Below are 13058 nucleotides of genomic sequence, written 5' to 3' on the forward strand. Positions count from 1 at the left end.
TGCCTTGGCAAGCGTGCGCCTAGGCGCGCGATGGCGGCCGGGCCCGTCGGCCAGCATCCCGAGCATGTTTGCCCACACTGACCGCCCGATCTTCGTCCTCGGGTGCCCGCGGTCGGGGACGACGCTGCTGCAGCTCATGCTGCACTCGCACCACCGGATCGCCGTCCCCGCCGAGACCCGGTTCGTCATCCCGGCCTGGTCGTCCCGGTGCGACTTCGGCGACCTGCGCGACGGCCGCAACCTGCGGGCGCTCGCCGACTGGATCACCACCGGGCGGGGCACCAAGTTCGCCGAGCTCGGCCTGGACCCCGAGCGGACCGCCGACGAGATCGCGGCGGGGCCGCCCACGCTCGGCTCGGCGCTGGCCATCGTGTTCCGCGCCTACGCCCGCCGCTTCGACCGGGTCCGCTGGGGCGACAAGCGGCCCAGCTACTTCCGCTACGTCGGCGCGCTGCGGCGGATGTACCCCGACGCCCAGTTCGTCCATGTCATCCGCGACGGCCGCGACTGCGTGGCGTCCCTCAAGGAGATGCCCTGGTACAAGCAGGACATCAACCACGCCATCTGCGTCTGGCGGGAGGCGATCGACCACGGCCGCCGGTACGCCGCCGAGCTCGGCCCCGACGCCTACTACGAGCTGCAGTACGAACGGCTCGTCGCCGACCCGGCCGACGAGCTGATGCGGCTGTGCGCGTTCCTCGGCGAGGAGTACGACCCCGCCATGGCCGAGCCGGACCGGCTCGCGCGGCGGACCGTCCCGCCGCAGAAGCGGTGGCACCGCCGCACCCACTGCGCCGTCGACGGCGGCAGCGTGGGGTCCTGGACGCGGCGGCTGGAGCCGTGGGAGGCCGGCCTGGCGGAGGCGGCGTTCGGGGACCGGCTGGCCGAGTACGGCTACGAGCCGAGCGGCGCGCCCCGCCCCACCCGCGGGCAGCTGGCCAGGCTGGCCAAGGTCAGCGCCCACCGCCGCATGTCGCAGAGCAAGCAGCGGCTGCGGGAGCGGTGGCGCACGCGCAACGAGCCCAACCCGGTCGAGTCGCTGCTCACCACCGAGCGGACCGGACCCGCCCCGCTCATCGTCGAGCCCGCCTCGCCGCTGCGCGCGCTGTCCTGGCCGTCCACCGTCCCGGCGGCCGAACGCCGCGCCGAACCGGCCCGCACCGGCCGTCCGGGCATCTGACCGCCGCCCGCCGCACCCCGGCCGCCCTCGGCGTCGTGCCGGGGCGGGTCAGTCGAGGGCGGCCAGCTGGTCGGCGAACCAGCGCCGCGGCGGCAGCGCGGTGGCCGCGGCGGCCAGCCGGGCGCAGCGTTCGGCGCGGCGGTCGGGCGGCATCAGCAGCGCCTGGTGCAGCGCCTCGGCGGTCTGCGACACGTCGTAGGGGTTGACCGTCAGCGCGTCGCCCGCCAGCTCGGCCGCCGCGCCCGCCTCCCGCGACAGCACCAGCGCGCAGCCGCGCTCCGACACCACCGGGCCCTCCTTGGCGACCAGGTTCATGCCGTCGCGGATCGGGTTGACCACCAGCACGTCGGCCACCTGGTAGGCGGCGAGCGCGCGCGGGAGGTCGTCCTCGACCCGCAGGATCAGCGGGTCCCAGGACGCGGTGCCGTACTCGTCGCGGATCCGCCCGGCCAGCCGCCGCACCGCCGCGGTGTACTCGCGGTACTCGGGCAGGTCGTACCGGGACGGGTAGGCGAACGCCAGGTGCACCACGCGGCCGTGCCACTCGGGGTGGTCGGCCAGCATCTCGCGGTAGGCGGCCAGGCCGCGCACGATGTTCTTGGACGGCTCGGTGCGGTCGATCCGCACGATGAGCCTCCGGTCGCCGACCTGCTCGCGCAGCGCCCGGCGGCGTTCGGCGACGTCCGGCTCGGCGGCCCGCGCCCGCAGCCGCTCCCCGTCGACGCCGAGCGGGTGCACACCGACGCGGGTGACGTGGCCGCCGCGGGTGACCGTCCGGGCCGCGCGGTCGACCCGGGCGCCCGGCAGCAGCTGCTCGCAGCAGTCCAGGAACGCGGCGGCCCACCGGTCGGTGAGGAAGCCGGCGTGGTCGGCGCCGAGGATGCCGTCCAGCACCGCCGCGCCGATGTCGTCGGGCAGCAGCCGGTAGTACTCGGGGGACGCCCACGGCGTGTGCGAGAAGTGCACGATCCTCAGGTCGGGGCGGCGGTCGCGCAGCATCCGCGGTGCCAGCGACAGGTGGTAGTCCTGCACCGCGGCCTTGGCGCCCGGGGCGGCTTCGCCGGCCAGGGCGTCGGCGAACGCCGCGTTGTACGCCTCGTAGGACTGCCAGTCGCGGCGTGCGCGTGCGTCGAAGTGCGGGACGCGGGGCGTGTCGTAGAGCAGGTGGTGGACGAACCACAGCGTGGAGTTGGCCACGGCGTTGTACGCGCGGTGGAACGTGGCGGCCGGTATGTCGAGCATGCGCACGGCCGCTCCGCCCGTGTCGTGCCCGTCCAGGTCGAGCCTTCCCCCGGGGGCGCGGCGCGCCGCCGAGCGGTCGCCTTCCCCGAGCGCCGCGCACACCCACAGCACGTCCGGCGGTGCCTGGCCGCCGTCCGGGGCGCGGTCGGCTTCCGTCACCGCGGCAAGTCCCGCCACCAGGCCGCCCCCGCCGCGCCGCGGGGCCAGGGTGCCGTCGTCGGCGAGCGAGAACGACACCGGTCCGCGGTTGGACGCCACCAGCACTTGGCTCATAGGGGCAGCGTCTCAGTTCGCGAGCGCGCGCTCCAAAGGGACCCGCGGGAAGGCGTTTTCGGCGGTTTTCGGGCCGCGCACAGGCGGTGCGACGTCTGTGCCGCAAGCCCCCGGCGTAGGATCCGGCCCGGAGCGGCCGCACGTCGCAGTCGCGGCGCGGCGTGAGCGACCCCGACCTGTCCGGCCGGAACGGGTGACGCGGCGCGACGGCGGGTAATGTCTCACATCGCGAGACCCGCCTGTCCGACAACCGGTCAGATCATGTAAAGTCGCACATACGACGTGATACCGCTCATGCGGAACGTTCGGTGACCGAGCGTTCCCTTCGTGCGGAACGCACGCGATGCCCGGCCGCCCTCGGCGGCCCGCAGGACAACTGAAGAACGCTCATCCAGAGGGGTGGAGGGACCGGCCCTGTGAAGCCCCGGCAACCACCTGGTTCGTCCGCGCTCGCGACCCCGCGAGGCCGGCCAGGAAATGGTGCCAACTCCGGCCTGCGACCAAGGTGGCGCAGGAAAGATGGGGAGAAAGGCCTCGCTACATGGCTGTCACGCCTGCCGTCGATCTGGGACCCGCGACCGCCCTCACCTGCCGTGAATGCGGACACACCCGCGAACTCGGCCCGCACTACGCGTGTGAGGAGTGTTTCGGCCCGCTGGAGATCTCCTACGACTTCGGCGACGTCTCCCGCGCCGACATCGAGGCCGGGCCGCGCAACATCTGGCGCTACCGGCGGCTGCTGCCGGTGCCGGCCAACGTCGCCGACACCCCCAACACCGAGCCCGGCCTGACCCGCCTGGTCCGCGCCGACCAGCTCGCCGAGGCGCTGGGCCTGCGCCGCCTGTGGGTCAAGGACGACAGCGGCAACCCCACCCACTCGTTCAAGGACCGCGTGGTCGCGGTGGCCCTCGCCGCCGCCCGCGAGCTCGGCTTCAAGGTGCTGGCCTGCCCGTCCACCGGCAACCTGGCCAACGCGGTCGCCGCCGCCGCGGCCCGGGCGGGCATCCGCAGCGCGGTGTTCGTCCCGTCCGACCTGGAGCGGCAGAAGATCCTCACCACCGCGGTGTACGGCGGCACCTTCGTCACCGTCGACGGCAACTACGACGACGTCAACCGGCTGGCCTCCGAGATCGCCGGCGAGCAGGACGACTGGGCCTTCGTCAACGTCAACGTCCGCCCCTACTACGCCGAGGGCTCCAAGACCCTCGGCTACGAGATCGCCGAGCAGCTCGGCTGGCGGCTGCCCGACCAGATCGTGGTCCCGGTGGCCTCCGGCTCCCAGCTCACCAAGATCGACAAGGCGTTCCAGGAGCTCGTCAAGCTCGGCCTGGTCGAGGACAGGCCGTACCGGGTGTTCGGCGCCCAGGCCGCCGGGTGCGCGCCGGTGGCGGCCGCGTTCAAGCAGGGCCACGACGTCGTCCGGCCGGTCAAGCCCGACACCATCGCCAAGTCGCTGGCCATCGGCAACCCCGCCGACGGCCCGTACGTGCTGGACGTGGCGCGCCGCACCGGCGGCGCGGTCGAGGACGTCACCGACGAGCAGGTCGTCGAGGGCATCCGGCTGCTGGCCCGCACCGAGGGCATCTTCGGCGAGACCGCGGGCGGCGTCACCGTCGCCACCCTGCGCAAGCTGGCCGAGTCCGGCGCCCTCGACCCCGAGGCGGAAACCGTGATCATCAACTCCGGGGACGGGCTGAAGACCCTGGACGCCGTCGCCCCCGTCGTCGCGCCGACCGCGAACATCGCCCCCTCCCTGGAGGCGTTCCGCGCCGCGGGCCTGGCCTGACCGGACACCGCCGCGGCCGCGCGTCCCCGGCGGCCGCCCGACCCGTCGTACGAGCACTTCGAGGAGCCAGCATGAGCACCGTGTCCGTCCGGATCCCGACGATCCTGCGGAACTACACCGGCGGCGAGGCGGAGGTCAAGGCCGAGGGCGCCACGCTGCGCGCGGTCGTGGCCGACCTGGAGGCCAACTACTCCGGCATCGCCGCCCGCATCCTGGACGACAACGGAAAGATCCGCCGCTTCGTCAACGTGTACGTGGGCGACGAGGACGTCCGGTTCGCCGAGGGCCTGGACACCCCGACCCCCGAGGGCGCGCAGATCTCCATCATCCCCGCCGTCGCCGGCGGCTGACGGCACCGACGACGACCCGCGCCCGGCGCTCCCGGGCGCGGGTCGCTTTTTGCCGCACGCGGGACAAGGCGCGAAAACCGGCTTCTTCCCCATCGCCATCGGGTACTGGCCTTTCATGGGCATAGCGCAGGACGTCGCGCGGACGGTGGAAGGCCACCCCATGGTCCGCAAGGTGACCCTGGTCGGCTCCCGGGCGCGCGGGAACGCCACCGAGTTGTCGGACTGGGACTTCCACGTCACCGTCGACGACTTCGCCGAGGTCGCCGCCGTCCTGCCGGGCATGCTCGCCCCCTACGGGCCGCTGGCCGCCCAATGGGATCCGCTCGGCGACTGCGCGAGCCACCTGCTGATCTTCCCAGGCCCCGTCAAGGTCGATCTGCTCTTCCCGGAGATGCCGCGCAGCTGGAACCCGCCGTGGCGGGTCGGTCCCGACACCCTTCCCGCGATCGACGCGCACTTCTGGGACTGGGCGCTGTCGCTGGCCGGCAAGCGCCGCCACGGAATGTCCGACCGCGTCCGCGGCGAACTGCTGAAGATGACGCGATTCCTGCTGGGCCCGCTCGGAGTGCAGACCGTCCCGCAGACCCTGGAGGACGCCGCGGCCCGTTTCGTACGCGCCCGCGACCGCCTGGAGACGCGATACGGGCTGCGCATCTCCCGGCGCCTGGAGGAAGAGGTCCTGCCGCTGCTGCGCGCCCCCGAGACCGGCCACTACCGCCTTTCGTCCTGAGAGCGGTTCCGGCCCGCCTGCGCGCGGGGCGGACGCGGCCTCTCCCCGCCCCGCGCGGCCCTTGCTCAGCGTTGCGCGAACGCGCCGCGACGGGCGGCCGACGGCCCCCTCCGCGCCCCCGCCCCGACCGTCGGCAGCGATATTTTCGCAGGTCAGATGGTGTCTGGGCAGGTGAACGGGGTACGGCCGGGGGGAAGGTCGGCCGCTTGCACTCGGACAGGTAGAGTGCTAAACACAACATTGGCACTCTGCTGTGGAGAGTGACAATCCCACAGTGTGGGTCGGGGCGATGAGGCCATGCCTCCGGCGGCGGAATGGCAGCCGTCGGGCAGGTCGTCCGTCGCGGGCATCGGCTCGATCCGTAAGGCCACCCTGTTCCGGGAGGACTGGAGCCTATGGCTGCAAAGATGATCTCGTTCGACGAGGATGCCCGGCGCGGCCTCGAGCGCGGTATGAACCAGCTCGCGGACGCCGTCAAGGTCACCCTTGGCCCCAAGGGCCGCAACGTCGTGCTGGAGAAGAAGTGGGGCGCCCCCACGATCACCAACGACGGCGTCTCGATCGCCAAGGAGATCGAGCTGGAGGACCCCTGGGAGAAGATCGGCGCCGAGCTGGTCAAGGAGGTCGCCAAGAAGACCGACGACGTCGCCGGCGACGGCACCACCACCGCCACCGTGCTCGCCCAGGCGCTGGTGCGCGAGGGGCTGCGCAACGTCGCGGCCGGTGCCAACCCGATGTCGCTCAAGCGCGGCATCGAGGCCGCGGTCGAGCGGGTCAGCGAGGAGCTGTCCAAGCTGGCCAAGGACGTCGAGACCAAGGAGCAGATCGCCTCCACCGCCTCCATCTCCGCGGGTGACACCCAGATCGGCGAGATGATCGCCGAGGCGATGGACAAGGTCGGCAAGGAAGGCGTCATCACCGTCGAGGAGAGCCAGACCTTCGGCCTGGAGCTGGAGCTCACCGAGGGTATGCGCTTCGACAAGGGCTACATCTCGCACTACTTCGTGACCGACCCCGAGCGGATGGAAGCGGTCCTGGAGGACCCGTACATCCTGATCGTCCAGGGGAAGGTGTCGGCCAACAAGGACCTGCTGCCGGTCCTGGAGGCGGTCATGCAGGCCGGCAAGCCGCTGCTGCTGATCGCCGAGGACGTCGAGGGCGAGGCCCTGGCCACCCTGATCGTCAACAAGATCCGCGGCATCTTCAAGTCGGTGGCGGTCAAGGCCCCCGGCTTCGGCGACCGCCGCAAGGCCATGCTCGGCGACATCGCCACCCTGACCGGCGGCCAGGTCATCAGCGAGGACGTCGGCCTGAAGCTGGAGAACACCACCATCGACATGCTGGGCCGCGCCCGCAAGGTCGTCGTCTCCAAGGAGGAGACCACGATCGTCGACGGTGCCGGTGACGCCAACGAGATCGCGGGCCGGGTCAACCAGATCCGCGTCGAGATCGACAACACCGACTCCGACTACGACCGCGAGAAGCTGCAGGAGCGGCTGGCCAAGCTGGCCGGCGGCGTGGCGGTCATCAAGGCCGGTGCGGCCACCGAGGTCGAGCTGAAGGAGCGCAAGCACCGCATCGAGGACGCCGTCCGCAACGCCAAGGCGGCCGTCGAGGAGGGCATCGTCCCCGGCGGTGGCGTGGCGCTGCTGCAGGCCGGCGCCAAGGCGTTCGACAAGCTGGAGCTGAACGGCGACGAGGCCACCGGCGCCAACATCGTCAAGCGCGCCCTGGAGGAGCCGCTCAAGCAGATCGCGGTCAACGCCGGCCTCGAGGGCGGCGTCGTGGTCGAGAAGGTCCGCTCGATCGAGCCGGGCCAGGGCCTCAACGCCGCGACCGGCGAGTACGTCAACATGTTCGAGGCGGGCATCATCGACCCGGCCAAGGTGACCCGGTCGGCGCTGCAGAACGCCTCGTCCATCGCGGCGCTGTTCCTGACCACCGAGGCCGTCATCGCCGAGAAGCCGGAGAAGGAGAAGGCCCCGGCGGGCATGCCCGACGGCGGCGGCATGGACTTCTGAGTCCGGTCCGCACGACTCGGTAGAGGGGCGGTTCCCCGCGGAGCCGCCCCTCTTCGCATGCCCGTAGGCTTTCCAGCGGGAGGTGGGACGGTGGCGGACACCGATCACGTGAACATCTGGATGCTGCCCGAACGCCCGCCCCGGGGGCCGCGACCCGCCTACAGCAGGGCGCAGATCACCGAGGCGGCCGTACGGATCGCCGACGCCGAGGGGCTGGACGCGGCGTCCATGCGCAGGATCGCCGCCGAGATCGGCACGGGCGCCATGTCGCTGTACCGGTACGTCCCGAGCCGCTCCGACCTGATCGAGCTGATGGTCGACCGCGTCCTCGGCGAGATGGAGCTGCCCGAACGCCCCTCCGGCGACTGGCGCGCCGACGTCACCCTGCTGGCCGGGCGGCAGCGGGCCATGCTGCTGCGCCATCCCTGGATGCTCGGACTGCGGCGCCGCCCCGGGTTCGGCCCCAACCAGCTGCGCCTGATCGAGTTCGGCTGCCGGGCGCTGGACTTCGGCCAGCCCATCGACGACATCCTCGCCGCCTACACGATGCTCAGCGGCTACGTCGAGCAGGCCGTCGCGGACCAGCTGACCGGGATCGAGGAGCACAACCGGACCGGCCTGAGCCGCGAGGACGTGATGGCGCGCAACTCCGCGTACGTCAACCACATCCTGGCCAGCGGCGAATACCCGATGTTCAGCCGCATCATCCGCGATGCGGTCCAGATGCACATGAGCGACGACCAGCGCTTCCACTACGGCCTCGACCGCGTCATGACGTGCATGGCCGCGATCATCCCCTCCGACGAGCACCCCCCGGCCGCGGCCGCCCCCACCGCCAGGACCCGTGCCGAGGTCGCGGGGAGAGACACCCCCCTCTGAGCGCGTCCTGAATTGGCACGGCCGGGGGCGTTGGTGCGTTGTCAGGATGAGGTACCGATGCGTTGACGCGGCCGACCGGACGCCTTCGGGAGGTGGGGAATGACGGACGCGTTCGGCACGATGCGCCACGTGCACGCGCTCTTCGGTGCGACCATCCTGCGCGTCGAGCAGCCCCGGCGGCTGCCCGCCGCCAAATCCCAGTACAAGATCTTCGACGGGCCCGGGACGCTGGTCGCCGAGGCGCAGGAGGAGAACGTCCCCATCCGCCGCCAGGCGTCCCGCGTGCTGTGGGGCGGCGCGGAGGCGTCCGCCCGCACCGTGCGGGTCGCCGACCCGCACGGCGTGCCGCTCATGGTCGTCGACAAGCCCGGGCGTTCGCAGAACGCCGCCGTGTACGACCCCGACGGCGCACTGGTCGGCGCGTTCCAGCAGGAGGACCACACCTTCCGCTACGGCCTGCACGACGCCGCCGGACGGCGCGTCGGCGAACTCAAGGGCAACCGGCTCGGCCGCAAGTTCGCGGTGCTCGACGCCTACGGCGCGCACGTCGCCCAGGTCGACAAGAAGTGGGCGGGCGTCGGCAAGGAGCTCCTGACCACCGCCGACCGCTACAACGTGGAGATCTACCGGCCGCTTCCCTACCCGCTGCGCCACCTCGCCGTGGCGGCCGCCCTCGCGATGGACATGATCCATTACGAGGAGAAGGACTACTTCAACTGACCGCCGCGGCGGCGCCGTAACACGGCTCGGCCCTCGGCGGGGGTTCCCCTCGCCGTCCCGCCTTGGCAGGATCGCCCAAGCACCGTCACGCCCCGAACCCGGCGCGCAGCCCCGGCCGTACCGCAGTGCGGATCGCGTCGGCCGCGGACGGAGACGGTCATCGCGGACGGTGTACGCGGACGAGGCCAGGAGGACACGTGACCGATTTCTTCGGCGCTTCGGTGCTCAGAGTCGAACAGCCCCGCCGAGGCCCGTTCGCCAAATCCAAGTACAAGGTCATGGACGGTGACGGCACGGTGCTGGCCCTCGCCGACGAGACCGGCGAACGCGGCCGCGTCGAAAGGCTCCGCACGGTGTTCCCCGGCAAGTCCGAACTGGACGCCCGGGCGGTGCTGCTCAGCACGCCGGACGGCGAGCCGCTGCTGATCGTCGACAAGGAGCGGGGCCGGATGCTCACCGCGGTGCGGCGTCCGGACGGCGAGCTGGTCGGCACGATCCGCACCCAGCGCGTCGGCCGCGTCTACCGGCTGTACGACGCCGCCGACGAGCGCATCGGCGAGATCTCGGTGGACGTGCCGCGCAGCAACTTCGTGGTGAGCGACACCGAGGGCAACCGGGTCGCCCGCGTCCGCAAGAAGTGGGCCGGCCTGGCCACGCACCTGCTGACGACGGCCGACAAGTACGACGTGGAGATCCACGACCCCGTCCCGGAGCCGCTGCGGACACTGGCGGCGACCACGGCGATCGCCATGGACATGACGCTCCACGAGTCCAAGGACATCACCTGAGCCGGGACGTACGCGAAGACAGCGAAATCGCCCCGCCCGACTCTGCCGCCACTTGCCGGCTACGAGCGTTCCGCGGCCCGGATCAGCCGCTCGGAGAACACTCCCGCGTGCGATACCGCCATGTGTCCGCACGCGGCATTGACCGGCCGCCGAGCGGGAGCCTCTCCGACGAGTTGCCGGCCATGGCGACGCGCGCGAACACCGCCACCTGTCGGACGGCCGATGCCCAGTCACCTCGGGCGCCGCGTGCCGAAGGCCGGCCGGGGTGAGTACTCGGACATGTCGCGGCAAACGGAGGTTTGAGCCTGCGGTACGGCGCGGTAACTAACGGTCGTGCAGGCCACACCCGAACGTTCGGCCGGTTGGTGGATTTCACCGGCCATACCGACGATCGCCAACTTCGTGCTGGCCGCACTCTGGGTCTTCTCCACGGCCGGAGGGTGGGCCGAGTCGGCGTTCTGCGAAGAGGCCGGGGAGCGCGACGGCACCTGCGCGGCCGACGTCGCCATGGCCGAGGCGGCGTCCATACCGCTCGCGGTCGCCGCCGCCTTCGTCGCGGTCGGCGCTTGGGCGGTGCCGGCGGTCCGCCGCAGGTACGCCCGACTTGACGGGCTGCTCACCGTCGCGGCCCTCATCTGGGTGGCGGCCGAGGGCGTTCTCTTCGTCGGCGGCTACGCGGCCAAGCCGTGACCCCTTGGCCCTCTGCTAGTGCGGCCGCGCACTGCATGTCGGGAATTCAGCCTGTGCCCTGTGCGCGGCTTCCTGTTTCACCAGGACCGCCCACCCCGCTGGGCCGTGTTTTCGCAGTAGCTGGAGCCATACGTTGACAACGGTGATCTCACGGACGCCTGGTAGCGGAATGGAGCCGTAGCGGGCAGCCAGGCCCGGTGGCGTTTGAGGCCGCCGATGCCCGCACTCCGCGCCATGGCAGCTTGCAGTCGGCCGCGTCGAAGGCGGGTCGACGACCGCCGCTCCCAGCCCCGGTCGCCCGGACCGGAATCATGGCGGCGATGCCGCGATGGCGCTGACCCAACCTCGAAGCACGCTTGAGTGACGCACAGACGTGTCGTGGCGGGTGGCCACGCCCCGGTGGCGCTCGTACTGGTTGACGCCGTGCTCCATGGCATGGCGGCCCGGTGGCCGGCCGTGGCGAAGGCGGGTGGGCGGCCGCCGCTCTCAAGCCCGGTCGCCCGGACCGGGATGGCGGTGGCGCTGCCACGACGGCGCTGACCCAACCTCGAAGCATGCTCTAGTGGCGCACGGTGAGCGTGTCGTGGCGGGTGTCCAGCCTGGTGGTGCTAGGCAGTGTCGTCAAAGTGGCTGCGGGCTGGTCGGTCGATGTGGACCATATGGCCGCTCTTCGACAGGCGCATCCATCGGCGGCGCGGCGTCGCCGAGCGCTGCTTCGACCGCATCGGGCGGTGACACGGGGCCGCCACCCGCGCCACTGCAGGACCGCCGAGTCCTTTCGAGTCGCCGTCACGTCGACCGCCCTGCCGATGTGGCCATGACACTTTGACAACACGCCCTAGGCCATGTCCGGCGGATCTTGGCATCCAGCTCTTGAGTACGGGTGGGCGCCGGCCGGGTCGTCCGCTGCGTGCTGCGAGTCTGCGGTTTCACCGCCGTCATGTGCGGCCGGGCCGGGATGGCGGCCCCCGCCCGTCGCCTATGCGGCCACCCTGCCGACACCGCAACGTGGTCGGGATCGCCCTGGTCGCCGCACTGCTGCGGGCCCACCATGATCCACCGGACAGGCCCTAGGCTGTGTTTCGAAGTGCGGCGGGCGTCGCCGTGGTGTCGCCGCCATGATCCCCGGGAGACCAGGCCCGGCGGCAGCAGCGATACCGTCGGGTACGGCCGCGGCCGCCCCGAGCGCCACCGGGCCGTGAACACCCGCCACGTCAGGCTCGCTGGCCGCTACCTGGCTCTTCTCTGGCTCCACCTACTTTGAAACACGGCCTAGAGGCGCTTGACGCCCTACTCCATGGCGTGGCGGCCATCGGCGTCTGCTCCGTCGCTACCGGTGCCGGGCCTGCCGCCCCGGACCGGAATCGCGGCGGCGATGCCATGGCAACGTTCACCTCACGTCGAAGCACGCCTAAGACGTGTCCGGTAGATCATGGTGGGTCCGCAGCGGCGTGGTGGCCGGGGTGCTTCGGCTCGATGGCGACAGGTGGGTCTGGCGTGGCGCATGGCGCTGCCGCGCCTCGATTCGGGGCGGTTGGTGTGGTGTTCGAGCACGTTGCGGTGTCGGCAGAGCGGCTGTATCGGGGGGGCGCGCGGCCGCCAGGATCCACCGGACAAACCTGGGCCGTGTCCGGTGGATGACCTTCTGCCCGTGGTTGATCTCGGGTGCGGGTAGGGCGGCAGCCGGAACGTCCGCCGTCTGTCGCGGCTCCGCGGCGTCGCCGTCGCCATCTGCGAGCGGGCCGGGGCGGTGGCCGCTCCGTCTCCGACGCAGCCCCCTGCCGACGCCGTTACGTGGTGAACCGACTCAAGTGACAGCGCGGTGTTCGGCCACCCACCGCGCCAAGTCGTCCGCCACTACGAGCCGGGACCACTCGGTCAGCGCAGCTGCGCATCCGAGTGTTCCGTTCGCCGGTGGGGACGTAGCCAAACCGTGACCATCCCGATCTGCGGGCATTCGTACTGGTAGAAGGCCCGGACGCGCGACACGTGCGGGGCAAGTGCGTCGATCGGTTTGACGAAGGCCCCTCGTGGGCATACTGTTCTCTTCGCCCCACGGGGAAACGAACGCCAAGGGCGGTCGGCCCGGGGGTATCCACCACCGTACTCCACAGCGGACCGGCGCATGCCGTCTCCGTCGTGGGCGCACGTGTGGCGGCATCGGGAACAGCTCGATTTTGACAATCGGGCCGGATCTGATGAAATAGCACGGCCGTCCGGAAGGCGCCGCGAAAGCGGTGACGGAGGGGCGGTTACCGGAAAAGACCGGGAAATTGACAGCCCGATCGGATCTGGTAGATTAAAAGAGTCGCCCCGGGGCGGGGAACGCGAAAGCGGGAACCGTGCGGTGGGTGTCCGTTTCTTGAGAACTCAACAGCGTGTTAAAAGCCAGTGCCTTT

10 protein-coding genes and 1 riboswitch are annotated in these 13058 nt (G+C 71.5%); of the genes, 9 read left to right on the plus strand and 1 reads right to left on the minus strand.

The annotated features are described in order from the left end of the window. Nucleotides 1-64: 64 nt before the first annotated feature. Entirely contained in the window at nt 65-1180 is a 1116-nt protein-coding gene (locus tag ABD879_RS16310; protein ID WP_345022262.1) for a sulfotransferase family protein, read from the plus strand. Nucleotides 1181-1228: 48 nt separating this feature from the next. Here the strand turns inward: ABD879_RS16310 and ABD879_RS16315 are convergent, their stop codons facing one another. Further along, entirely contained in the window at nt 1229-2695 is a 1467-nt protein-coding gene (locus ABD879_RS16315) for an alpha,alpha-trehalose-phosphate synthase (UDP-forming) (protein ID WP_345022263.1), read from the minus strand. Between the two features lie 384 nt (nt 2696-3079). Further along, nucleotides 3080-3221: riboswitch (SAM riboswitch) on the plus strand. A gap of 15 nt (nt 3222-3236) precedes the next feature. Here ABD879_RS16315 and thrC point away from each other — a divergent pair. The 8 genes from thrC (at nt 3237) to ABD879_RS16355 (ending at nt 10659) form a co-directional block, all read left to right on the plus strand. Beyond that, a complete protein-coding gene (gene thrC / locus ABD879_RS16320) occupies nt 3237-4481 on the plus strand; it encodes a threonine synthase (RefSeq protein ID WP_345022264.1) in 1245 nt (414 codons plus the stop codon). Between the two features lie 71 nt (nt 4482-4552). Then, complete coding sequence (locus tag ABD879_RS16325; protein ID WP_345022265.1) at nt 4553-4831, plus strand: MoaD/ThiS family protein; 279 nt, start codon at nt 4553-4555, stop codon at nt 4829-4831. 115 nt (nt 4832-4946) lie between these two features. After that, nucleotides 4947-5561: a nucleotidyltransferase domain-containing protein gene (locus ABD879_RS16330; protein WP_345022266.1), complete on the plus strand. Its 615-nt coding sequence runs from the start codon at nt 4947-4949 to the stop codon at nt 5559-5561. Between the two features lie 395 nt (nt 5562-5956). After that, nucleotides 5957-7582, plus strand: coding sequence for a chaperonin GroEL (gene groL / locus ABD879_RS16335; protein ID WP_345022267.1), 1626 nt, complete (start codon nt 5957-5959; stop codon nt 7580-7582). Nucleotides 7583-7672: 90 nt separating this feature from the next. Next, a complete protein-coding gene (locus ABD879_RS16340; RefSeq protein ID WP_345022268.1) occupies nt 7673-8461 on the plus strand; it encodes a TetR/AcrR family transcriptional regulator in 789 nt (262 codons plus the stop codon). Between the two features lie 99 nt (nt 8462-8560). After that, nucleotides 8561-9181 carry an LURP-one-related family protein gene (locus ABD879_RS16345; RefSeq protein ID WP_345022269.1) on the plus strand — a complete coding sequence of 207 codons (621 nt, stop codon included), beginning with the start codon at nt 8561-8563 and terminating at the stop codon, nt 9179-9181. 197 nt (nt 9182-9378) lie between these two features. After that, a complete protein-coding gene (locus tag ABD879_RS16350; protein WP_345022270.1) occupies nt 9379-9969 on the plus strand; it encodes a phospholipid scramblase-related protein in 591 nt (196 codons plus the stop codon). Between the two features lie 402 nt (nt 9970-10371). Next, nucleotides 10372-10659 (plus strand): hypothetical protein, encoded by a 288-nt coding sequence (locus tag ABD879_RS16355; protein ID WP_345022271.1) that lies wholly within the window; start codon nt 10372-10374, stop codon nt 10657-10659. Nucleotides 10660-13058 lie beyond the last annotated feature (2399 nt).

The sequence above is a fragment of the Actinomadura keratinilytica genome (genome assembly GCF_039539665.1).
GTDB classification, from domain to species: Bacteria; Actinomycetota; Actinomycetes; order Streptosporangiales; family Streptosporangiaceae; genus Spirillospora; species Spirillospora keratinilytica.